This is a genomic window from Methylomicrobium lacus (assembly GCF_041897535.1).
Taxonomy (GTDB): domain Bacteria; phylum Pseudomonadota; class Gammaproteobacteria; order Methylococcales; family Methylomonadaceae; genus Methylomicrobium; species Methylomicrobium lacus_A.
This window is the reverse complement of the sequence record NZ_CP169217.1, coordinates 1755578-1779345: the sequence shown is the minus strand read 5'-3', so window position 1 is coordinate 1779345 and position 23768 is coordinate 1755578. Positions and strand designations below refer to the sequence as shown.

Annotated in this window: 21 protein-coding genes and 2 tRNA genes; 16 read left to right on the top strand and 7 right to left on the bottom strand. The window is 52.9% G+C overall.

Features of this window, described 5'->3' with window-relative positions; genetic code table 11:
- Positions 1-92 precede the first annotated feature (92 nt).
- From ACEPPP_RS07825 to ACEPPP_RS07760, 14 genes are all read left to right on the top strand, one after another.
- Positions 93-587 (top strand): transposase, encoded by a 495-nt coding sequence (locus ACEPPP_RS07825; protein ID WP_374090481.1) that lies wholly within the window; start codon positions 93-95, stop codon positions 585-587.
- A 554-nt stretch (positions 588-1141) separates the two neighbouring features.
- The gene (gene mutS, locus ACEPPP_RS07820; protein ID WP_374090480.1) at positions 1142-3703 is read left to right on the top strand and encodes a DNA mismatch repair protein MutS; all 2562 of its coding nucleotides are present in this window, start codon (positions 1142-1144) and stop codon (positions 3701-3703) included.
- A 236-nt stretch (positions 3704-3939) separates the two neighbouring features.
- Entirely contained in the window at positions 3940-4206 is a 267-nt protein-coding gene (locus tag ACEPPP_RS07815) for a hypothetical protein (RefSeq protein WP_374090479.1), read from the top strand.
- 143 nt (positions 4207-4349) lie between these two features.
- Positions 4350-4730 (top strand): TraR/DksA family transcriptional regulator, encoded by a 381-nt coding sequence (locus tag ACEPPP_RS07810; RefSeq protein ID WP_374090478.1) that lies wholly within the window; start codon positions 4350-4352, stop codon positions 4728-4730.
- Between the two features lie 176 nt (positions 4731-4906).
- Positions 4907-4983 (top strand) — tRNA-Val (locus tag ACEPPP_RS07805).
- Between the two features lie 67 nt (positions 4984-5050).
- Positions 5051-6958 (top strand): threonine--tRNA ligase, encoded by a 1908-nt coding sequence (thrS, locus tag ACEPPP_RS07800; RefSeq protein ID WP_374090477.1) that lies wholly within the window; start codon positions 5051-5053, stop codon positions 6956-6958.
- Between the two features lie 15 nt (positions 6959-6973).
- On the top strand, positions 6974-7504 hold the full coding sequence (infC, locus tag ACEPPP_RS07795; protein WP_374090475.1) for a translation initiation factor IF-3: 531 nt from the start codon (positions 6974-6976) through the stop codon (positions 7502-7504).
- A gap of 232 nt (positions 7505-7736) precedes the next feature.
- Positions 7737-7934, top strand: coding sequence for a 50S ribosomal protein L35 (gene rpmI, locus ACEPPP_RS07790; protein ID WP_024299686.1), 198 nt, complete (start codon positions 7737-7739; stop codon positions 7932-7934).
- A 12-nt stretch (positions 7935-7946) separates the two neighbouring features.
- Positions 7947-8309: a 50S ribosomal protein L20 gene (gene rplT, locus ACEPPP_RS07785; protein ID WP_374090473.1), complete on the top strand. Its 363-nt coding sequence runs from the start codon at positions 7947-7949 to the stop codon at positions 8307-8309.
- A 186-nt stretch (positions 8310-8495) separates the two neighbouring features.
- Positions 8496-9515, top strand: coding sequence for a phenylalanine--tRNA ligase subunit alpha (gene pheS / locus ACEPPP_RS07780; RefSeq protein WP_374090471.1), 1020 nt, complete (start codon positions 8496-8498; stop codon positions 9513-9515).
- 14 nt (positions 9516-9529) lie between these two features.
- Positions 9530-11905, top strand: a complete 2376-nt coding sequence (gene pheT, locus ACEPPP_RS07775; protein ID WP_374090469.1) for a phenylalanine--tRNA ligase subunit beta — start codon at positions 9530-9532, stop codon at positions 11903-11905.
- Positions 11906-11909: 4 nt separating this feature from the next.
- The gene (gene ihfA, locus ACEPPP_RS07770; RefSeq protein WP_005369653.1) at positions 11910-12209 is read left to right on the top strand and encodes an integration host factor subunit alpha; all 300 of its coding nucleotides are present in this window, start codon (positions 11910-11912) and stop codon (positions 12207-12209) included.
- A complete protein-coding gene (locus ACEPPP_RS07765; protein WP_024299690.1) occupies positions 12190-12543 on the top strand; it encodes a MerR family transcriptional regulator in 354 nt (117 codons plus the stop codon). Before ihfA ends, ACEPPP_RS07765 begins: the two co-directional genes overlap by 20 nt.
- 106 nt (positions 12544-12649) lie before the next feature.
- Positions 12650-12726, top strand: a tRNA-Pro gene (locus ACEPPP_RS07760).
- A 1347-nt stretch (positions 12727-14073) separates the two neighbouring features.
- On the opposite strand, the gene ACEPPP_RS07755 is transcribed toward ACEPPP_RS07760, so the two are convergent.
- From ACEPPP_RS07755 to ACEPPP_RS07740, 4 genes are all read right to left on the bottom strand, one after another.
- Positions 14074-14430 (bottom strand): hypothetical protein, encoded by a 357-nt coding sequence (locus tag ACEPPP_RS07755; protein WP_374090467.1) that lies wholly within the window; start codon positions 14428-14430, stop codon positions 14074-14076.
- Positions 14431-14433: 3 nt separating this feature from the next.
- Entirely contained in the window at positions 14434-15162 is a 729-nt protein-coding gene (locus ACEPPP_RS07750) for a Rha family transcriptional regulator (protein WP_374090463.1), read from the bottom strand.
- A 123-nt stretch (positions 15163-15285) separates the two neighbouring features.
- Positions 15286-15501 (bottom strand): helix-turn-helix transcriptional regulator, encoded by a 216-nt coding sequence (locus ACEPPP_RS07745; protein WP_374090461.1) that lies wholly within the window; start codon positions 15499-15501, stop codon positions 15286-15288.
- Positions 15502-16061: 560 nt separating this feature from the next.
- Positions 16062-17375, bottom strand: a complete 1314-nt coding sequence (locus ACEPPP_RS07740) for a tyrosine-type recombinase/integrase (protein ID WP_374090460.1) — start codon at positions 17373-17375, stop codon at positions 16062-16064.
- A 465-nt stretch (positions 17376-17840) separates the two neighbouring features.
- On the opposite strand from ACEPPP_RS07740, the gene ACEPPP_RS07735 reads away from it, so the two are divergent.
- On the top strand, positions 17841-18050 hold the full coding sequence (locus tag ACEPPP_RS07735; protein ID WP_024299696.1) for a hypothetical protein: 210 nt from the start codon (positions 17841-17843) through the stop codon (positions 18048-18050).
- Positions 18051-18074: 24 nt separating this feature from the next.
- Positions 18075-18734, top strand: coding sequence for a hypothetical protein (locus ACEPPP_RS07730; protein WP_374090458.1), 660 nt, complete (start codon positions 18075-18077; stop codon positions 18732-18734).
- 283 nt (positions 18735-19017) lie between these two features.
- Here ACEPPP_RS07730 and ACEPPP_RS07725 read toward each other — a convergent pair whose 3' ends face one another.
- Genes ACEPPP_RS07725 through ACEPPP_RS07715 form a run of 3 tightly spaced genes read right to left on the bottom strand, consistent with a single transcriptional unit; the run spans position 19018 to position 23763 of the window.
- Complete coding sequence (locus ACEPPP_RS07725) at positions 19018-22041, bottom strand: type III restriction-modification system endonuclease (RefSeq protein WP_374090456.1); 3024 nt, start codon at positions 22039-22041, stop codon at positions 19018-19020.
- A 31-nt stretch (positions 22042-22072) separates the two neighbouring features.
- Complete coding sequence (locus ACEPPP_RS07720) at positions 22073-22585, bottom strand: RloB domain-containing protein (protein ID WP_374090455.1); 513 nt, start codon at positions 22583-22585, stop codon at positions 22073-22075.
- On the bottom strand, positions 22582-23763 hold the full coding sequence (locus ACEPPP_RS07715; RefSeq protein WP_374090454.1) for an ATP/GTP-binding protein: 1182 nt from the start codon (positions 23761-23763) through the stop codon (positions 22582-22584). The genes ACEPPP_RS07720 and ACEPPP_RS07715 overlap by 4 nt, the downstream gene beginning before the upstream one ends.
- Positions 23764-23768: the final 5 nt, after the last annotated feature.

Genomic DNA, 23768 nt, shown 5'->3' with positions numbered 1-23768 from the left:
TTGTTTTGGGTCAAAAAGCGCCGGCGTTCAGTGCTTTTCTCCGGAATTAAAACAGTGCCATTGCCGTTTAACCTTTGCAAGGCGAACCGAACATGAACGAATTAAATCCTTACCGTGTCAGCGGCGACACTTACTTTTTCACGCTGGCGTTGCCGGAATCGATCGCGGGCGAGACGATGCACCCGATTCGGGCGTTATGCCTCGAATTGGTCAAGATCAAGCAGAAGCATCCGTTCAATCTCGATGCGCTGGTGATATTGCCCAAATATATCCAAGGCATTCTGACGCTGCCGGATCAGGGCGACGATCTCGCGACGCTTTGGCGGCAGATCAAGGCGGAATTCGTCAAATTGGCCGGCGGCTACGATGATCTGCTGAGCGATGATGAGGACGACCTTGATCGCAAACGTTTCTTCGGCTATCCCTTGCGCGGCGATCGGGACTTTGCGCTGCATATGAATTTTCTGCATTACAATCCGGTCAATCAGGGTCTGGTCAAAGGCGTTGCAGACTGGCCTTATTCGACTTTTTTCCAATACGTGCAGCAAGGTGTCTATCCCTTGTCCTGGCGCATGGAAAGCGCGTAGCGCCACTGTGTCTTTATTATGCGTTGTCCACGAAAAACACGAAAGGCACGAAAAATTTCATGGAGTAACCTGTTCAGCTGTTGCTTTCGGATAGCGCTAAGGATTTGGTCAAAATTAACTTTCTGAACTCGTCTTCACCGTTCCCACGCTCTGCGCTCGTCGTTATACACAAGTGCCGTCATACCCGCCGGGAGCGGGTATCCAGGGCCAGGGAGGGTAACCCTAAAACGTCCATGCGGCCTGGATTCCGGCAATCCATGCCAGAATGACGGAGGATATGTATAACGACGAGCGCTCTGCGTGGGAATGCATACTTTCCATATTTTTGTCATCCTCACCCCAACCCTCTCCAGCAGGAGAGGGAGCTTCCTTCTTAACTTAACGGCATTGTGCCGTAGGGTATCGCCTTTGTAACAAATTTCCCCTTCTATTTTTTCGTGCCTTTCGTGTTTTTCGTGGATATTAATCATGCGTAACAGCAGTGATTAATTAGCGGCAACCCGCGCGTCAAGGTTACGGATCGTGACCACATCGGCTAAAATACGCCGATGAACATGAGCCAGCCAGCCACACCGCCGCCCACTCCGATGATGCAGCAGTATCTGCGCATCAAGTCCGAGCATCCCGATACCCTTCTGTTTTACCGAATGGGGGATTTTTACGAGCTGTTCTACGATGATGCGAAAAAGGCCGCCCGCCTGCTCGACATCACGCTGACCAGTCGCGGCCAGTCGCAGGGGCAGCCGATACCGATGGCGGGCATCCCCTATCATGCGGCGGAAGGCTATATCGCCCGTTTGATACGGATCGGCGAATCGGTCGCGATTTGCGAACAGATCGGCGATCCGGCCACCTCGAAGGGGCCGGTGGAGCGCAAGGTCGCGCGGATTATTACTCCCGGCACGGTCACCGACGAGGCATTGCTCGAAGACCGCAAGGACAATCTCCTGGTCGCGCTCTGCCCGTTGCAGCAGCGTTACGGCATCGCGAGCCTCGATTTGACCAGCGGCCGTTTCGTGCTGCAGGAAGTCGAATCCGAAGACCAACTGCTCAGCGAAGTCGGCCGCCTGAATCCCGCCGAGCTGTTGTATAGTGAAAGCTGGCCATTGCCGGATAATCTGAAACAGCGCAGCGGCCTGTGCCGGCGTCCGCCCTGGCATTTCGAAGCCGAGAGCGCGCGCCTGTTGGTGTTGAAGCAGTTCAAGGCGCACGACTTGAAAGGCTTCGGCTGCGAGGAGCTGACCGCGGCGGTCGCGGCGGCCGGCGGCCTCTTGCAATATGTGCGCGACACCCAGCAAAACGTGCTGCCGCACATCCAGGGCATCCGCACCGAGACGAGCGACGACTGCATCCAGCTCGACGCCTCCAGCCGTCGCAATCTCGAAATCGATGCGCATCCGACCGGGCAACTGCAATATACCCTGCTCGGCGTCTTGGACAAGACCCTGACCGCGATGGGCGGCCGCTGCCTCAGGCGCTGGCTGAACCGGCCGCTTCGGGATCATGATCTGTTGAACCGGCGCTACGCCTGCATCGAAAACCTGCAGCAGGACGAGTTGTACCGCAAGTTGCAGGACGCGCTGCGCCAGGTCGGCGACATCGAGCGGATCAGCACCCGCATCGCCTTGAAATCGGCGCGGCCCCGCGATTTGCTGGTGCTGCGCTCGACGCTGGCGGCCTTGCCGGTCATTCAGGAGCAGTTATCCGCGAGCGATGATCCGCATCTGACCGAGCTGCGCGCCGGTATCGGCGAGCATCCGGCGATGCTGGAATTGTTGACGCGTGCGATCATCGACAATCCGCCGATGTTGATCCGCGACGGCGGGGTCATCGCGGCGGGCTATGACGAGGAACTCGACGAGCTGCGCAATCTGAGCCAGAACGCGGACCAGTTTCTGATCGACATGGAGCAGCGCGAGCGGCAGGCGACCGGGATCAACAATCTGAAGGTCAACTACAACCGGGTGCACGGTTTTTACATCGAAATTTCGAATACAAACGCGGACAAGGTGCCGGTGCACTACACCCGCAAACAGACCTTGAAAGGCGCCGAGCGCTACATCACCGAGGAACTGAAGGCATTCGAGGACAAGGTGTTGAGCGCGCGCGAAAAATCGCTGGCTTTCGAAAAGGCCTTGTATGACGAGTTGCTCGACGTGATCGCAAGTTCCCTGGCCGAATTGCAGCAGTGCGCGGCGGCCCTGGCCGAGCTCGACGTGCTGGCCAATTTCGCCGAGCGTGCCGAAGCGCTGAATCTTTCGCGGCCGGTGTTGCAGGCCGAGCCCGGCATCCTGATCGAAGGCGGCCGGCATCCGGTGGTCGAAGCGGTCTCCGATGTGCCTTTCGTGCCGAACGATTTGAACCTGACCGGCGAGCGGCGGATGTTGGTGATTACCGGACCGAACATGGGCGGTAAATCGACCTACATGCGCCAGGCCGCGCTGATCGTGTTGATCGCGCATGTCGGCTGCTTCGTGCCGGCGAAGTCGGCGACACTTGGCCCTGTCGACAAGATCTTCACCCGGATCGGTGCCTCGGACGACCTCGCCTCGGGGCGATCGACGTTCATGGTCGAGATGTCCGAGACCGCGAACATCCTGCACAATGCGACCGCGCAAAGCCTGATACTGATGGACGAAATCGGCCGCGGCACCAGCACTTTCGACGGCCTGTCGCTGGCCTGGGCCTGCGCCGATCATCTGGCGAAGGTGACCCGCGCCTTCACGCTGTTCGCGACGCATTATTTCGAATTGACGACATTGGCCGAGGAGCGGAAATCGATCCGCAACGTGCATCTCGATGCGATGGAGCATGGCGACCGGATCGTGTTCCTGCATGCGGTGAAGGAGGGGCCTGCCAATCAGAGCTACGGCTTGCAGGTCGCAGCGCTTGCCGGCGTGCCGCGCGCGGTGATCGAGAGGGCCAAGCTGAAACTGGAGCACCTCGAAAACACCGCCTATATCGAGCAGCAGGCCGAATCGGGCGTCAATCAACTGGACCTGTTTTCCGCGCCGGAATGCCATCCTGTGGTCGGCGCGCTCGAAGATATCCATCCGGACGAGATGAGTCCGAAGCAGGCCCTGGAGGTGCTATACCGGCTCAAGGCGTTGTTGTAAATGGCTGATGTTACGCATTGTTCGCGAAAAACACGAAAGACACGAAAAATTGCATAGCACGATCCGTTCAGCCATTGCTTTCGGATAGCGGCCAACGTTGATTTTCTGGGTCAAATTTCACTAAGCGAAAAGGGCTTAACCGTGCAATTCGTATGAATACTTAGGCGATAGTACCAATGGCAATGCGCTGAAAAATCCGCTAGATTGAGCCTTCCTAGAATCTTCGGAGAACTCGTATGGAACTGCATGAAGAGCTTGCTAAGTTATCTGAAACGCTCAAACAGCAACGTGATGAAATCAGGCTTCAGCTCCATCTGGCTGGCGCAGATTTGAAAGACGAATGGGAAGAGAGTGAGAGGGAGTGGGGGCATTTTAAAGACAAGTTTGCCGAAATCGTTGATGAAAGCAAAGAGACATCGACCGAATTACTTGAAAAGACTCGGATCGTTGGCGAAGAGTTGAAGATTGCCTATAAGAACATTCAGCGGCGCCTGTCTTCCTGAGAGCTCAGTCTGCGAGGCATTGTCTTTATTGGGGCAGGTCGATTTCATGTTCATCGTATTCGCCAAATCTGCGGGGGGTGTTGATGGCTATTCAGCGCATCGCATGGGGGAATCATGCAAACGATGAAAGGGCAGAGGCGGTCATGTCCGAGAAATTGACCGGGTTCCAGATTGAGCAGTTCAAAAATCTGCTGCAAGACCGTTTCTACAGGGTGCGCTCCGATCTGCACAATGAGCTTCTGGATATTGACAAGGAGGGCGGTGCGAAGATCGCCGGGGTGGTTTATCAGGCCGCGGCCGGTGCATTGGCGCATCTGCTGACCGGGCTGAGGGCGATCGACCTGAATCACTACCTGAACGAAATCAAGGATATTGAAGCGGCGCTGAAGCGGATTGCCGAAGACGAATACGGCATCTGTCTCGACTGCAGTAGCCCTATCTATTTTAAGCGCCTGCTTTCCTATCCGACCGCCAAGCGTTGTGTGGCTTGCCAGCGGCTATACGAAAAGGCGAAGAATGAATGAATTAACGGCAGGTTGACTTGCAGGGGGCGGGAGTGATGTGGCCGCCCCGAATTTTAATCTGCCAACAATACGGCGTTGACGGACATTGTTGATACGATTTTTCGATTATTTTGAAATTTATGATTTACATGCCGTCAATCCGCCGCTATAATGGCCAAATGAAGTAACGATACTTCAGGCGCGTAGCTCAGTTGGTTAGAGCACCACCTTGACATGGTGGGGGTCGTTGGTTCGAGTCCAATCGCGCCTACCAGATACCCAAAAAAGCACTGCTCGCAGTGCTTTTTTTATTTTTGGAACCCGAATTATTTTGAGATAACATGCCAGTAATCACTCTTCCCGACGGCTCCAAGCGCGAGTTCGACCGCGCGATCACGGTGCTGGAAGTCGCGCAGTCCATCGGTTCCGGGCTGGCCAAGGCGACTTTGGCGGGCAAGGTGAACGATAAGCTGGTCGATGCGAGCGCGCTGATCGATCAGGACGCCTCGCTGCAAATCATCACCGCGAAGGACGCCGACGGCGTCGATGTGATTCGCCATTCCACCGCCCACCTGTTGGCTCAGGCCGTCAAGCAGTTATTCCCCGAAGCGCAAGTTACGATTGGCCCTGTCATCGAAAACGGCTTCTATTACGACTTTGCCTATCATCGTCCGTTTACGCCGGAAGATCTCGAAGCGATCGAGGCGCGGATGCAAAAGCTCGCCGCCGACGATTATAAGGTGACCCGCTCGCTCATGTCACGCGACGAGGCAGTGCAATATTTCCGCGGGCTCGGCGAAAATTACAAGGCCGAGATCATCGAGTCGATTCCTGCCGATCAGGCGCTGTCCTTATACAATCAGGGCGATTTTACCGATTTGTGCCGCGGCCCGCATGTGCCGAGCACCGGCAAGCTGACCGCGTTCAAGCTGATGAAGATCGCCGGCGCTTACTGGCGCGGCAATTCCGACAACGAAATGCTGCAACGCATTTACGGCACCGCCTGGGGCGACAAGAAGGACTTGCAGGCCTATCTGACGCGTCTCGAAGAAGCCGAAAAGCGCGATCATCGGAAGCTCGGACGCGCCCTGGACTTGTTCCATACCCAGGAAGAAGCGCCCGGCATGGTGTTCTGGCATGAAAAAGGCTGGACGATCTATCAGCAGATCGAGCAATACATCCGCGAGAAGTTGCGCGTGAACGGCTATGGCGAGGTCAAGACGCCGCAAATCGTCGATCGATCCCTTTGGGAGAAGTCAGGGCACTGGGACAAGTTCAGCGCCGGCATGTTCACGACCCATTCGGAAAATCGCGATTATGCGATCAAGCCGATGAACTGCCCGTGCCATATCCAGGTTTACAACCAGGGGCTGAAAAGCTACCGGGATCTGCCGATTCGCATCGCCGAGTTCGGTTCCTGTCACCGGAACGAGCCCTCCGGCACCCTGCACGGCCTGATGCGGGTCAGAAATTTCGTGCAGGACGACGCGCACATTTTCTGTACCGAGGCGCAGATTCAGGACGAAGTGTCGACTTTTATCGACATGCTGTTCGAGGTATACAAAGACTTTGGCTTCGATGAAGTGATCATCAAGCTATCGACCCGCCCCGAGAACCGGGTCGGCGACGACGCGGTCTGGGACAAGGCCGAAAGCGCGCTCGAACTGGCTTTGAACAACAAGGGCCTGAAATGGGACTTGCAGCCGGGTGAGGGCGCTTTCTACGGTCCAAAGATCGAATTCTCCCTGAAAGACTGCATCGGCCGGGTCTGGCAATGCGGCACGATCCAGGTCGATTTCTCGATGCCTGGGCGGTTGGGCGCGACCTATATCGCCGAAGACAGCTCGCGGCAGACGCCGGTGATGCTGCATCGGGCTATCCTCGGTTCGCTGGAGCGTTTTACCGGCATTCTGATCGAACAATACGCCGGCACCTTCCCGGTCTGGCTGGCGCCGGTGCAGGCGGTCGTGCTGACGATCGCCGATCGTCACGATGGTTATGCGATCGAGACGATGAAAACCCTTGAAAAACAGGGTTACCGGGTCAAAATTGACTTGAGAAATGAGAAGATCGGGTTTAAAATCCGCGAGCACTCGATGCAGCGCGTGCCTTACTTGGTGATCATCGGCGATAAAGAGCTCGAAGATCGGACGATGACGGTGCGTACGCAAAAGGGTGACAACTTGGGCAGTCTGACGATACAGGAATTTGGCGAAAGGCTAAATCGAGAGATTGCGGACAGAAAATGATTGTAGCTGGAGGATTTGAAGATCGCTGCTAAAAAAGATGAAACCCGCCTGAACGATGCGATTACCGCCAAACGGGTGCGGGTCACGGGCGCTGATGGTGAGTCATTAGGCATTATTTCGCTGGACGAAGCCAAGCAGATGGCCTATGCGGCCGATCTGGATTTGGTCGAAATATCGCCGAATGCGGATCCTCCGGTCTGCAAGATCATGAATTATGGCAAGTACCAGTTTGAGCAAAACAAAAAACTGGCGATTGCGAGGAAAAAGCAAAAACAGATTCAGGTCAAGGAAATCAAATTCAGGCCGGGAACCGACGAGGGTGACTATCAGGTCAAGCTCAAGAGTCTGCTCAAGTTTCTGAACGACGGGGACAAGACCAAAATCACCGTGCGCTACCGCGGGCGCGAATTGGCGCACCGTGAAATCGGCATGGACCAGTTGAAGCGCCTCGAAAAGGATCTGGAGGACGTCGCGGTCGTCGAACAGTTTCCGAAGATGGAAGGCCGCCAAATGGTCATGGTGATGGCCCCGAAAAAGAAAAAATAATTCGCGTTTTTAACGCAAGTCGTAGGGTGCGCATCGCGCACCTTTTAGGCTGCAAATTTATATTAAGGTGCGCAATGCGCACCCTACGGGTCTAAACCCTATTCCGCAGTTTCAGGACGAAACTGCCTGCATCTAAAATCAACACGATGCGACTAATTCTTCAGGGCCATGCATTTTGCCTTGCTGGGTTATTTTTCTCAGGGATTTTTATTTTTAATGTTGGAGCAAACAAATGCCAAAAATTAAAACCAACCGGGGTGCCGCCAAGCGTTTGAGACGCACCGGCAACGGCGGTTTCAAATGCGGGCAATCGCATAAGCGTCATATTCTGACCAAGAAGAGCACCAAGCGGAAACGCCAACTGCGTAGTCCTGCCTCGGTTCATCCATCCGATGTGCGTAGCGCGGCTCGCATGCTGCCTTACACCTGATAGGAGAACAGCATGGCTAGAGTTAAACGCGGCGTTACCGCCAGAGCAAGACACAAGAAAATTTTAAAGCAGGCGAAAGGCTACTACGGTGCCAGAAGCCGCGTCTACCGCGTTGCGAAGCAGGCGGTGATCAAGGCCGGTCAGTATGCCTACCGCGACCGCAGACAGAAAAAACGCCAATTCCGCGCGTTGTGGATCGTGCGTATCAACGCAGCCGCCAGACAGTGCGGTATGTCCTACAGCCGTCTGATCAACGGCCTGTCGAACGCGAATGTCGCGATCGACCGTAAGGTGTTGGCCGACATCGCCGTGCGCGACATGGAAGCTTTCGCCGAAATCGCAAAAATTGCGAAAGCCAACGTCAGCCCGCTGTAAGCCGGTCTGAATCTCCCGGACAATCGGGGGAGACTCTGTTTCCGCCCGCCTTTCCAAAAGCGCGGGCGGGACACAAAACCCAAGAACAGAATTCAAACAAAGCGGCAGGATCGCGAGTCGGTCCCTTTGCCGCTTTGTCGTGTTAGCGTAACGCCATTTTCCTCCATTCCAACAGCGAGCCAAGCAGTGTCTTTCACTCCTGAAGAAATTCTCGCGCAGGCCTCTACAGCGCTTGCGGATGCCCAAGACCTCACGCAACTCGATCAGGTCCGCGTTCATTATCTCGGCAAGAAGGGGCTATTGACCCAGCTGATGAAGGAACTCGGCAGCCTCGATCCCGAACAACGCCGTGAAGCCGGCCAAAAAATCAATCAGGCGAAAGACCGCTTTCAGGAACAGCTGGACGGCCGCAAGCAGTTGCTCGAAGCGAACGAACTGGCCGCAAGGCTGGCGAGCGAGCGCGTCGATGTGACCCTGCCCGGACGCGGCCAGGCGGTCGCGGGCCTGCATCCGGTCACGACCACCTTGCGCCGCATCTCGAAGATTTTCACCAGCGCCGGCTTCAAAACCGTCGAAGGCCCGGAAATCGAGGACGATTATCACAATTTCGAGGCGCTGAACATTCCTGCCCACCACCCGGCGCGGGCGATGCACGACACCTTCTATTTCGATGCGCATACCGTGCTTCGGACGCACACCTCGCCGGTGCAGATTCGGGTGATGGAATCGGAAGAACCGCCGTTGAAGGTGATCGCGCCGGGCCGCGTCTACCGCTGCGATTCCGATCTGACCCATTCGCCGATGTTCCATCAGGTCGAAGGCTTCCTGGTCGACCGGGATGTCAGCTTCGCCGATCTGAAGGGCGTCGTGTATGACTTTTTACAGGCCTTCTTCGAAAAAGACAGCCAGGTCCGTTTCCGTCCGTCCTATTTCCCGTTCACCGAACCGTCCGCCGAAGTCGATATCGAATGCGTGATCTGCAACGGTGCCGGCTGCCGGGTATGCGGACATACCGGCTGGCTCGAAGTGATGGGCTGCGGGATGATCCATCCCGAGGTGTTCAAGGCGGTCAACATCGACAGCGAAAAATATACCGGCTTTGCGTTCGGCATGGGCGTCGAACGGCTCGCGATGCTGCGTTACGGCATCAACGATCTACGGTTGTTCTTCGAAAACGATCTGAAATTCCTGCAACAATTCAAGTAAGCCGTCGATAAGTCATGCAAATTAGTGAAGCCTGGTTAAGAACCTACGTCAATCCGGCCATCAGCACCGAAGAACTGGTCGCGCAATTGACCATGGCCGGTCTCGAAGTCGACTCGGTCACCCCGGCCGCCGCGGTATTCAGCGGCGTGGTGATCGGCGAAGTGCTCGCGACGGAGCAGCATCCCGATGCGGACCGCCTGCGCGTCTGCAAGGTCGAAGTCGGGCAGGGCGAGCCGCTGCAGATCGTCTGCGGCGCGAGCAACGTGCGCCCCGGCCTGAAGATTCCTGCCGCCCTGATCGGCGCGGTGCTGCCGGGCGATTTCAAGATCAAAAAATCCAAGCTGCGCGGCGTCGAATCCTACGGCATGCTGTGCTCGGAAAAGGAACTCGGCCTGGCCGAAGAGTCGAACGGCCTGATGGAACTGGCTGAGGATGCCCCGGTCGGCGCTGATATTCGCGACTATCTGTCGCTGAACGACAACCTGATCGAGGTCGACCTGACCCCGAACCGGGCTGATTGCCTGAGCGTCGAAGGTCTGGCAAGAGAAGTCGCGGTATTGAATCAACTTGACTGCCAAGCCACGCCGCTGACGAAGGCGGCTGTCGCGCACCGCGACACGCTGGACATTCGCGTCGACGTGGTGGAAGCCTGCCCGCGCTATCTCGGCCGTCTGATCAAGGGCGTCAATCCGCAGGCCGAAACGCCGCTGTGGATGCAGGAACGGCTCCGGCGTTCGGGCCTTCGAAGCCTCGGCGCTGTCGTCGATGTGACCAACTATGTTTTGCTCGAACTCGGCCAGCCGCTGCACGCATTCGATGCGGACAAGCTGAACGGCGGCATCCGGGTGCGCTGGGCAGAGGACGGCGAAGAACTGGCCCTGTTGAACGGCCAGACGATCAAGCTCGATGCCGAAGCGCTGGTGATCGCCGATGACGCGCGCGCGCTGGCCCTGGCCGGCGTGATGGGCGGCAGCGAATCGGCGGTCGGCGAGGGCACGCAGAACATTTTCCTCGAATGCGCGTTTTTCGCGCCGCAAAGCATTGCCGGCAAGGCGCGCCGTTTCGGCCTGCATACCGATTCCTCGCACCGCTTCGAGCGCGGCGTCGACCCTTTCCTGCAGGAACGTGCGATCGAACGCGCGACGCAATTGATCATTGAAATCGCTGGCGGCAGCGTCGGTCTGCTCGGCGCAGCGGTCGCCGAAGCGCATTTGCCGAAACGCGCGCCGATAGAACTCCGCCGGCAACGGATCGAACGGCTGCTCGGCCTGCTGCCGAGCGACGAACAGATCGCCGGCATCTTCCGCCGTTTGGGCATGGGTTTTGATACGATCGCGGACGGCTGGCGGGTAACCCCGCCCGGTTTCCGTTTCGATGTCGCGATCGAAGCCGACCTTATCGAGGAAATCGCGCGCATCTACGGTTACAACAACCTGCCGAGCAACCGCCTCCTGGTGCGCACCGAACTGCACAAGGCGACCGAGTCGGTGCTGGAACTGGACCGCGCCCGCGACCTGTTGGTCGACCGCGGCTATCAGGAAGCGATCACCTTCAGCTTTGTCGATGCGGAAACGCAACAGGCCTTCACGCCGGGCGCCGAGATGATCAGCCTGCAAAATCCGATCTCTTCCGAGTTGTCGGTGATGCGCGGCACGCTCTGGTGCGGCCTGGTCAGGGCGGCCGAGCACAATGTGAACCGCCAGCAAAACCGGGTGCGCCTGTTCGAAACCGGCCTGCGTTTCGTCCAGTCCGAAGGCAAGGTGCTGCAGGAAAAAATGCTGGCCGGTATCGCGCTTGGCAGCGCGCATCCCGAACAATGGGGCGAGGCCGCGCGCGCGGTCGATTTCTTCGACATCAAGGCCGACCTCGAGGCGCTGTTTGCCTTGACCGGCTCGGCGGCGCGCTTCGTGCCGGGCGAGCATCCGGCCCTGCATCCCGGCCAGACCGCCGAAATCCTGGCGCCGAACGGTCAACGCATCGGCCTGCTCGGCATGCTGCATCCGAACCTCGAAAAACAATTCGGCTTCGAATGCCGGGTCTTCCTGTTCGAACTGGATCAGGATGCGCTGTTGGCCAAACAGAAGGCGCAGTTCAAGCCGCTGTCGAAATTCCCGTCGGTGCGTCGCGATCTGGCCCTGATCGTGAAGGAAGAGGTGACTGCCGAGCAGATTACAGCATGCGTCAGCGAGCTGCAGATTCCTGCGCTGCAAACCGTCGTACCGTTCGACGTGTACCGCGGCAAGGGCGTCGAGGAAGGGCACAAGAGCATTGCCCTGAGCCTGACCTTGCAGGATTATGCGCAGACGCTGACAGATTCCGAAATCGATGCTATAGTATCTAAGCTTTTGGAAAACTTGAAAAATAAAATTGGTGCGAAGTTGAGGGATTGATTAAATGGCATTAACCAAAGCTGATTTTGCTGAAAAACTTTTCGAAGAGCTCGGCCTTAACAAACGCGAAGCCAAAGACATCGTGGAGCTGTTTTTTGAAGAAATCAAAACCGCTCTGGAGCGCGGCGAACAGGTCAAACTGTCCGGTTTCGGCAAGTTTGAGCTGCGCGACAAGAACAGCCGTCCGGGGAGAAATCCAAAAACCGGAGAAGAAATACCCATTACCGCCCGGCGTGTGGTAACATTCAGGTCTGGTCAAAAACTCAAAGCGCGGGTAGAAGCTTATGCTGGAACCGAGTCATAATAACGAATTGCCGCCCATACCGGCCAAACGCTATTTCACGATCGGTGAAGTCAGCGAACTATGCGCAGTCAAACCCCATGTACTGCGCTACTGGGAGCAGGAGTTCACCGAACTGAGCCCGGTCAAGCGCCGCGGCAACCGCCGCTATTACCAGCGGCACGATGTGCTGATGATCCGCCAGATCCGTTCGCTGTTGTACGAGCAAGGCTATACGATCGGCGGCGCCAGGGCGCATCTGACCAGCGACGAGCACAAGGAAGACGCGACGCGCACCAAGCAATTGATCCAACAAATGGTCGTCGAGCTCGAAGACATTCTGGAATTGCTTAAATAAAGCGCTTTGTAATATAATTCTCCCTCTTCGGCTTTTCTGAAAAGCCACATTAGATCTTCCTTTCTGAATTGCCATGGCGTTCAGCCATGGGCAATTTTCAAATCATCGGGGCGTAGCGCAGTTTGGTAGCGCACTTGCATGGGGTGCAAGGGGTCGGAGGTTCAAATCCTCTCGTCCCGACCAATGAAATCAAGGGCTTGCGAAAAACGTAAAACTCTCAAAAGTCAAAAAATCAATTTCGGGATAACATCCGGGATAACAAAATTTCCGGCTTGCGGTCTACCGCAATGATTGCGGATTCGTTGCCGCTCCCAATCCGCCAGCACGTAACCCTTGCCAAAACCTTGTTAACGGCGTTGTTCTCTCGTCTACATTTGTCAACACAAGCCACGCCAGAGCCACGCCAGAGCCACGCCACGGGCAGCACATCATTGCGCACTCGATGCGCACTTCCTCTTTGCGTACCAGTTCCCGCCAGCCTCGCGGCGTACCAGTTCCCGCCAGCCTCGCGCGCACGGGCAGGCAGCACGTCCGCTTAGGTGTAACCTTGCCTGTAACCATCCCGCCAGCCTCGCGAGCACGGAACCCTTGCCATTCTCTGCCATCCCTTCGCTTTGCCCGCGTCGGTGGCTCGGTCTTTTGTTTCCAATTAAGCACATAATAAAATCCCTAGCATGATTTCGTGCCAACTCTCTGAAAGTCGCGCCATACGTGCGTTACAGGCAGGCATGATGTTTGCTATGTGTGTTGTTTCCTGAAAGTAGCACATGACGGTTTGCCCCGATCCGGTCAAACGCCGGTGCTGGCGCTGTGTCCAGCCATTGCAAAGCCTCCAGGCGAAAAAAGCCGGGTTGCCCCGGCTCTCTGGTGTCGTCGATGTTACATTATCACATTGGCTTGAATGTCAGGTTTTGTCAGGTTTTCATTTAAAGTAAACTCAAGTCAATGGCGTGTGCGACTTGCTGACCATCTCACTTTGTCGCACTCTGCCATCTACTTCTGCCTATTTTATTCCGGTTCCCATGGTTCCAGCTCTCTATTGAGCCATTCCACCAAGGCATAACCGGGGTGCGTATCGCCGCCATATGGCCGCAAATATGGCCTTAAACGCTCGAATAACTTTGGGTCGATATAAACGTCTAGGCGTCGATAGCCTGCCGCTCTGAGCTTTTCACGGCGTGTTCTTTGTCGCTCTGTCTGCGTGGGTAACGTCATGATTTTGTTACTTGATAGTAAGCATACTCGTTGAGTCACTTAGTAAAAAGTTAGCATTTGTTAATATTTCTCTTGTGTCATTGCTCATCGCCGCCTTCCAGCTGCTGCCCTGATCGCTGTCTATTTCGCATGAATAAACGATAGGGGTATGGTAAATAATAGGTACATCCCGCATAGTGAACACTGGAGGCTAAATACATCTGCTATAAGTCATTGATTCGTATAGAAAGGCGTTCATATAATGAACACCTGTTCACTATACGGCATGACTCGTTCACTATACGGCATGAAGCGTTCATATAATGAATAAGCAATTTAATTTTCCGGCGACCAATTCCGCCATTCATCCGTGGGTTTGTGGTCGTTGAACTCCCGGAAAGTCAGCCGCCATTTCCTTGCTAATTGCTTGCTAAAATGGCCCTCAAGCATCAGCTTGATGAAGCCGTGAGACTCCAGTTCCTTGAAGGCTTCATGAGCCTTGCCCCTACAACAACCTATGCGTTTCTGTGCCTCTGAAACGCTATAGGCGATGGGTTCATACATCCTCCAATGGGTTTGCATCAGGATCAGCAATTTAACCGCGTTACCGCTTAGATCCTCATAAGCGGCGGAGCGGATCATGTCCACATTCTGTGCGATATACTGTTGCTTCTTGCGTACCGGCCTAGCCATAACCTAACCTCCCAGTATCGGTTTTCTGACGCCGGTAAAACTTAGGAGAGCTGCTTTGACGCCTTGGTAAATGTCTTTGTATGGCTGCTGCTTGTCCATGCCTTCGGTTAGTACCTGAGCCGCCGTAAGCTCTGCCAGCTCCAAGGTTTTCAACTGAATCGCCGTCATCAGCTCGCGGACCTGTGTCGCGTTTGGCTCGATGCTGACGACGGCTTTGTGGGCAGCATTGGTGATGATCGCGAAGTATTTGTCGGCGCTTTGACTGCCTTGTGAGCGGGCATAATCGACGAACCGCTTAACGGCATCAGTCAGAATCCCCCTGCTATCCTTGCCGGATATACGTGCCACCTGATACGCCTGTGTTTCGCGTTCCTTCGCATGGCGCTCTAGCAGTTTGCGTATCCGTAAGAACTCATCAACGAACCGCTTTTGCCCCTCTCGTGACCGGCGACCGCCAATAAACGGCATCGCTTTTAAGAAACCGGCTTCGTTCAGTTCAATGCAACGGTATTCCTTGCCCCGCTTCTTGTAATTTCGCGGCACAAATTCGTGCCGTGAAAGGGTGCCATCGGCAATCAAATCATCTAGGGTTCTCAGAACGCTTTTATGTTCCCGATCAAACTCTAGGGCAATTTTTCGACTATCGACAAAAATTTGATTTTCGCCGCCGTGAATAATCAAAATCAATGAGGTTTGGGCGGCATCAACTTTATTATGTAATTTTTTTATCATGGCAAATCCAATTTTGCCGGGTGCGCCATCGCCGCCAATCGCGTTATGCGTTAAAATAACAGTGTTTAATTAATTGACGGAATGGATGCGCGGCCCCGGACTTGTGGTTAAGGTCGGAGCTTTTTATTGCGCGGTGGTTTGGCGCGCCGATAAGTACGCCTCGATCTCGGAAGATCGGACGCCGGTAGCGCGCTGACTAATCTTGATGGTTTGCAGTTCGCCACGCGCAACGATACGCCAGAATGTAGCGATTGAAACGCCTAGGGTTTGTGCGGCCATATTTGGCCTCAAGATCATTGGGGAGGTGTTGGTGGTAGTCTTGGTGATGTGAGCGCCCATCTTTTTACTCCTTCGACTTTCGCCGAATTAGGACGCAAAGCATGATGCGCTTTTGTAAGCATTACTTGCGGGGTTCAGGCGCGACAATTCGCCGCACATTCAAAAGCGATAGCTCCCAAAAATCACGCGTGACATGGGGTTGCGCTAAACGCTTGGTTCCGAATACGATTGAACGCGATTAAAAGGGTGTCAAATCGTTTCAATCTGTATCATAATGAATATGCCCAAGTTAGCGCTTGGGTGTCAAAATCCGCAAAAATACTACAAAAGCGGTAATCACGCATTGCGTGGTTTAAGGTAAATGTAAATGTAAATGTAATAACTGCTCTCGTAGGCGCGGCAAACGCCTGCGGGAGTTTTTACGCTCCCGCTCGATATGCAGTGATATTCTATCAACCTAACGCTGTCTTATGTGTATTTCTTAAAAACAATTTCGATCCGGCCAAAGTAAAAAGAGAAGGCTTTCTCTAACTGATTGATTCTACAGCCCACTCTCTTAATCAAAAATCACTAAATATAGTGTGCAGTCGGCTATATATTGCAGTTGCCGAGGATGATTATTAGGCTTTCGCGGCTGTTGGGAATGTGACCACGTTGCCGCCATCCGCCCGAGTCAAAAGCTCCAGCCGCTCCCCGAGCTTCCGCCACGCTTCCGCCTGTTCTGCTTTCAATTCCTGCCGTTGATAGACGCGCTTCATCTTGTTTTGCTCGGTATGGTTCAGACATTTTTCGATCACATCCGGCAGGATGCCAAGGTTCCCCATGATCGTAGCGCCGGTGCGCCGTAAATCGTGCGGCGTCCATTTGCCGCCAGTCAGTCGCAAGGCGTCCTTATGTGCGCTGCGATTGCTTAGGTCGCGGTCGGTCTGGCGGTCGTTAATCTGCTTGGAAATGGACTTATCACAGACGTGGGTCGTCTTGGTTCGATCCATGAATAGCCAGGTGTCAGACTCTCGAAATTCCGCCAGCCGCTTGAATTGAGCCAGGGCAAAGTCTGATAGATAGACAGTGTGCGGCTTGCCGTTCTTGCTGTGCTCATCGGGAATCAGCCACGTCTTGGCGTTGAAGTCGATATATTCCCATTTCGCCTTAGACAGCTCCCCGACTCGGCAACAGGTCGAAAGCATGATCCATATGGCGCACTCGGTCGAAGGCATCATGTTGGCGTTAGGTAATTGCCGGTAAAGCGCCCGGATTTCATCCTCCGATAACACGCGGTCGCGCTCAACGGATTTGCCGCCTATCTTGGCCTTGCGGATGCTGGCGGTTGGGTCGAACTCGATAATGTCCCGATCCACGGCAAAGCGGAACATCTGCCGCACCAGCGCCAGGATCAGTTTCGCCATACGATTGACGCCACGCAACAGCAAAGCGTCTGTTATCTCGGTGATATGGCCCTTGCGTACATCGGCCACGGCAAGACCGCCGATAATCGGCAACACGTCCTTTTCAAACATGCGCCTAATTTCTTTGCCGCCGTCCTTGCGGTTTTGCAGGTCGGTTGCGGCCCAACGCTCGAACAGGTCGCGGACGGAGATAAGCGCCTGCTGCTTGGCAAGCTCGGCTTGTTCGGTCAACTGCGCTTGCCGCTGACGTTCTTTTTCGAGCCGCTTTTCGGTACTCGGGTCGATCCCGCGCTTTACTTGCGCCTTGAATGTGTCGCGCTCCTTGCGGGCCTCGGCTAAGGTTGTAGCGGTCAAGGTGGCCCAACGCTGCTTGCCCTCGATCCGGTACGCCAGTCTGAACGAAATTGCGCCGCCGTCGGTGACTGGTCGGATGCGGACAAACAGCCCGCCGCCGTCTTTGACAAGCTGTTCTTTATCGGTCGGTTTAAGGTTTCGGAATGCTCTATCGGTCAATAAATTCTCTGCCATGACTCCACCTGTACGTTGTACAATGGGTAGAAACGCGGTTTTTGCTTATTTTTCCGGGATAACATCCGGGATAACATTTTCACGCGCTTCAATGAGCTTTTATGATACGGCTTGAGAACGGAATGTACAATAAGATGCTGTAAAACAAAGGTATTTTTTGAAGGCGTGAAACCGTCTGAGGCGGCATGAAATAGGGTTTTACCCTTATGGGGTGCAAGGGGTAGGAGGTTCAAATCCTCTCGTCCCGACCAATGAAATCTAGACGTTAACAGTAATTGAAAACTGTAATGCTTCAATCTTCAAAAAATTAGGTTTTTGATTTGCTAGGAACCGGCAATTCATTACTTTGTCAGAGAACTATTCCAATTGCAAATTCGCTTTTATCTGATCCGCAGCAATAGCAGTGAAAATAGCAAAGTTTTATCGTTATTTCTGAAAGAAGGCCGTGTTGGGAGGAAATAGACAATGAAAAAAGATGAAGCATTGATTGTACGCGTATCGAATGGAGTCGCTTACGCGGATGATAAAAGTAGGGATAGCCTGGCGGCTTTTTCTTTTGGGAAAATCGAAGGCTATCGAGGGCAAACGGCTGAAGAGCTGGGCCTTCGTCCCGGCATTCAAGTGACGCTTGAATACGATGATCAAGATAGGGTCAATTCTGTTTTGATTTCGTAATACCTATTGAGTTGGGGTGCCGTTTTGTCACAGCTCTTCCTAAATCCGGATACGGCAGAGAATAGCCCTGATTTGAAAGCCTGGAAGCCGGATTATCCGATTCCAAAACACCTTCGCGACTGGGGATTTTGTCCGGACTTCAATGCCTGGCTTCCTGGCGACCTTGTTCTTGTCAGCGCATTAAAGCCGGGCATCATCGGCAAAGCCATTCGGAGTGTTCAAGAGCAGGGAGGTTATGCCCAGGATGATGCGCGTTGGGAGCATGCCGCCGTTCATATTGGCTCTGGAACGCTGTGCGAAGCTACGCGAAAAGGCGTTTGCGTAGCTTCGGTTTTCGATTATGCCCCTAATCATCTCATTCGGATACGCAGGAATCATGCGCTGACACAGGATCAGCGCTGGGAACTTGCCGTAAATGCTTTAAAACAGCAAAACTATTCTTACGGTTTTTTTTCGATTGGCAGTATTTTATGGAAATCCCGCAAGGGATTCTGGAATACGCAGGGAAAACCGATTAGCTTTCCCAAACGTGCAGTTATTTGCTCCGAATTGTATGCCGATGCCCACGTCAAGGTCTGTGGGCAAGCGCTTGGAAACCTTCGTTCGGGAGAAGTGACGCCGGCTAGTTTGAGCATGGATCAGTCCTTAGCGGATGTCCAAACTCAATGGGTAAGAATAGCTTAGCGTTCGGGATACCTTTCCTACTTGTGTTTCTGGTGAACGAAAAACGCCAAACACAAAAATACCGGCAACCTTTCGAAAAGCCGGCTTTATCTGTCGAATCTGGTTAAATACACGGTAAACATCTTTTCTCTTTAGTCCGGCTCCGGACAATCAACCGCGAGCTTGTAAATCTTGTCGGTTTCTCCCTTTACTCATTGTTCGTGTGATTTGCTTTTTTGAGGCAGGGCAACAAAACCCAAGTAGACAGTAATCGTCAGCAATAGATCTCAGAGATTTTCGGGTGTCATTTGACCAATTCCATCAACTTCCCATAACTATCAACCACATCATACTTAACCTGATCAGAAGTAATCTTTGAGAAAAACTTCCGGGCGCACTCGATTTTCGATTTTTCAATCGCCCTTAATTCCATCGAAGACATAGAGCCTTTGGTTTCAGCGATGAAGTAGATGTGCTTGACGGAGCCTTCCTTAAATGAAATCGCCCAATCCGGATTGTATTCTCCTACCGGGGTAGGAATAAAAAAGCCTCTTGGCAGCTTGGCGTAGACGACCACTTCTTCACTGGTATCAAGCGCTTTAACGAATTCTCTTTCGATTTTTGAATCCGTAAACACATAGTCGTAGATGTGCCGGTTCAGTTTTCCCCCGGCCCGATTTAAATCAATTTTCTGCTTGTCCTGAGTAAAAATATCCAGACTATGCGAGTCGGCAATTTCGTCGTAAGTCAGATGCTCGATAATCACCGTCGCTTTCTGTTCATTGATCAAGCGAGCTGTTTTAGCGATAAAGTCTTCCGGGTTTAATGTGAATTGGGAAAATTTGTCAAAACGCATGCCCTGAAGAATGCTTCCGATGGTTTTCCGGGTTAGCTGGGTCGTTTCAGTCAATTTACCGATCAGATCGTACTTCACGGAGGAATGGACTGAATTGTTCAGTCTGGCCGTTTCGGTTTTGGTTGTATAAAAACCGTTCCCTTCTTTTATCGCATCGTAGGATATTTCTTCTAATTGAGCGCCTGTTTGCACGGTATAAAGCAATGGGTTGACTTTCAGCTCGTTATCCAGTGCCGCTATGCATTTGTTAATCAGCTCGGCGCTATCAAAATCCACGGCATACGCAGCTTTGCGGTTGATTTTTTCCCAAAGCGCCTTGAATTCCTTCTTATCGAAATTTTCGTTGAGCGGGTTTACTTTTGCCTTGCGGTCATCCTCGATAGTCGGCATTTGAGCGTCGGTGAAGACGCTGTCGATCAACTCAAACACTTGTGCGGCATAAGGCGCTAACTCAGCGGGTAACTCCGCTAAGCTACCATTCTGCTTGGCATCATGATAGGTATTGGCAATTTTATCGTCCGCATCGGTGTAATCGTTCTTCAACAGATACTTGTATATCTGCTTCGCCAGTTGCGGCGTCACTTCAACATCCCCATCTGCTGTTCGCAGCACCTTACCCGTAAAATATTTTTCATCCGCAATGCGCGGACGCGCCAAAAGAGCGCTGCTGATTTCGCTTTGCAGACCAGCGACGAAATCGGTATAGCTATCGCTTGTCACCACGCTAAGGACATTGATCTGATGTACCGTTGCCGGGTGATCCATCCGTTCGCCAATTTGATTCACCGATAAACGCATGCCGCGTCCGACTTCCTGGCGACGGGTTGTAGTATTGTCGCTGTGTTTTAATGCACAGATGACAAAGACATTGGGATTGTCCCAGCCTTCACGCAGAGCAGAATGCGAGAAAATGAAGCGCACGGGCTCCGACAAGGAAAGCAAGCGCTCCTTGTCTTTCAAAATCAGATCGTACGCATCGACGTCATCCGCTTCAGTCGATTTTTTAGCCGTTTCCGGATCGACCAGGCGTTTGCTTTTCTTATCGACGGAAAAATACCCTTGATGAGTTTTTGATGCCGCTATACCGCGCAGATAATCGTTGTAAGGATTGTCTTCGAGAGTCAGAATTTCGTTGAGTTGGCTGTTGTACTCTTCTTCAAAGATTTGCGCGTATTCGCCCGACGATTCTCCGCTTTCGTCGTAGCGGCGGTATCTCGCCACCGTATCGATAAAGAACAGAGAAAGGGTTTTGATACCCTGATGAAACAACACTTGTTCCTTCTCAAAATGGGCTTTGATGGCTTCCCGAATTTGAATTCGCCGCAAAGCCATTTCATCGACATCCCCCGTCGCTTCGCCCACCGATAGTTCAACACCGTTGGTAAAACTCAAGGTGCCGGTGTAGGCGTTAATATCGGAAACGACAAAGCCCTTGTATTGATCCAGCCCGCCAGACAGTTCGAGCAAGTTGTCGCCTTTATTCAATTTGCGCAACACCCGCTTGATACCGCTGTTTTGTTTGATTTCCAATTCCACTCGCACAACCGGCGGTTTGCTGCTGGAAATATCAATGTCCCCCAAATAAAGATAAGCATTGGTGCCTGCCAGATTTTTCAGCGATATGCCACGCACCTGGATTTTCTTAACCAGTTTCTGGTTGTAGGCATCTAAGGCATCCAGACGGTAGATTTTGTTGTTTTCGGTCTTGTGGGTGGCCGAGTAGCGCAAAATCATCAATGGATTAAATCCCTTGAACGATTCCAGCGTTTTAGCGCCTTCCATTTTTTGCGGCTCGTCCAGAATCAAAATCGGGTGATTGCTTTTGATCACATCGATGGGTCGGCGGGATTGAAAATCATCCAGCTCTTCGTTGATGCGCCGCGCGTCCTTACCCGTGGCGTTGAAAGCCTGGACGTTGATGACCATCACATTGATCCCCGCATCGGAGGAAAAGCTTTCAAGATTATGCAGTTGTTTGGAGTTATAGATAAAAAATCGTGCTTTTTTGCCATAAGTCTCCAAAAAGTGCTCGGCGGTAATTTGCAAGGACTTATACACGCCCTCCCGTATCGCGATGCTTGGCACTACGATAATAAATTTGCTCCAACCGAATTGCTTGTTCAGTTCAAATAAGGTCTTGATGTAACAATAGGTTTTACCGGTTCCGGTCTCCATCTCAATATCAAGATTAATCGGAGAAATCTTGTTGCTGACAAGTGCAGATGAAATGGGTAAATTTTGATGACGTTGCACTGCCTGGATGTTTGCCAGCAATTGCGATGGCGTCAACACAACTTCGGCATTTTTGAAACCGGGGTCTTCCTGTAATTGATGCTGCATCCCACCCGTCTTACTGTGACCTGGATCAATTCGATATTGAACGCCAGAACGCTTAGGTTGGCCTGCAAAACACTTCACCACGGCTTCCACGGCATGCGTCTGATAGGCTTGCGATTTAAATTTTAATTTCATGGGCGTAGAAAGTGGTGTCCAGCAGTGTTAATCATTGAATTTTGAAAAGGCCCAACAGAGCATCTATCGTGGGCTCTAAATGCCGCCTTTCTTCCAACTTTTGCGGATCGAAATGAGCGGCATAGTTTTCACTTCGGGTTGCATCGTCATTGACATAAGGCGAGAACTGAGCTTTCAGATTTTTCGAATTGGCATCGGGAGTCACGCCAAGCAAGCGCAACATCATTGCCTCGAAGCAAGTCTCGGATTTCAACAACACAATCCCTTTTTTCTTGGCCAGCTTTTTGACTGCCGGCGTCCAATCCTGATCGGTATCAAATAACGCCGCAACCTTGTCATATTCGGCTACAGCGGACTGTCTGACTGTCCACTCGATGACATGTTTAGCCCCTTTTCCTTTGGCATTTTTGATCTTAATGCTGAGTCCGGCGCCACGATCCAATAACTGCCCTTTTAAATAATTCAGGAACGCTTCTTCATCCGCGCCTTCGCCAACGATGAGCACGGTCTTTTTCTGCACCCTGGATTTCGTCGGCTTACTCATAGGCTGGGCACCGCTCCGTAAGCGCCCGCCATGTATTTAGCGTAGAAATTATCGTCATTACGAATACCTTCTACCGTATCCATTCGGTAAGCCGTACTGATGCAATCGGCGCTTTTCTCCACCAGCATCACTTGCGACTTTTCGACCAGGTTTAATACCTCGATAGCATGGGTCGAGAATATCAATTGCGCATCGCGTGGATTGGTCGCCGGGTTGGCAAACAAATCCAGAATGGGTTCCAGCATATGCGGGTGAAGGTCGTTTTCAAACTCATCAATCACAGCCAATCCACCCTGTGCGAGCACTGGCAACAACCGCGATAACAGCACGAAAGCTCCTTGGGTGCCGCTCGATTCCATATGAAACGGTAATCTAAAGGCTGTATCGCCGCTAACATGTTGACCTAAAGCCATCCAGGCTTTTTGTTCAGGCGCGTCGATTGGATTAGGGTGTATTTCTTGAAGGTAGACGCCCGATAAACCGAGATCCCATGCGGATAACAGCCGGTTCATTTGGGCGTATTGCTCCGGTTTGGCTGAAAAGTATTCGGCGGCAAACATAATGGCTTGCTCACTAATGGGAAGACGGCCAACCACATTAATGTTCGTGATGACCTGGCTAGTGATGAATTGTTTTGCCAGTAACACATCATGTTGAGCCGCCCATGCGATCAATGAAACATTCTGACGGACCTTCTTAGCCGTTTTAGGGGGCAAACCAAAATCTTGCTGTTTTACCGTATAACTGTTCGTTTCCGGTTCCCACTCACGCACAAAGACATAATTAAAGCGTTCTTTTTTTTGATAAAGCGCTTCTCTCAAGACTCTATTCTGTGTGACCAACAACACGTAGCGCCATAAATTGCCTTCAAAGTCGAACACGCATTCGAACTCCGTGGGTTCAGTGACGCGCGCCAAATGCGGCGTGAAGGGGAGCCATGTATCAGGTTGGCTAGCGAATGAATGACAAATAAACCAATGCAAAAATGCCACCGGTTTAAGCAATGCCGTCTTACCGCTGGCATTGTGGCCGACCACCGCCATCAGTTTGGAGACTCGATTGCGGCAAACGTCATCAACCATCCAGTCGGTGAGCGTCGAATTGTGTTTGACAGTTAAATCGACCTCGACGCGCTCGGCAAATGACTGGAAATTGGCAAACGCGTAGCTATGAAGCATACAAA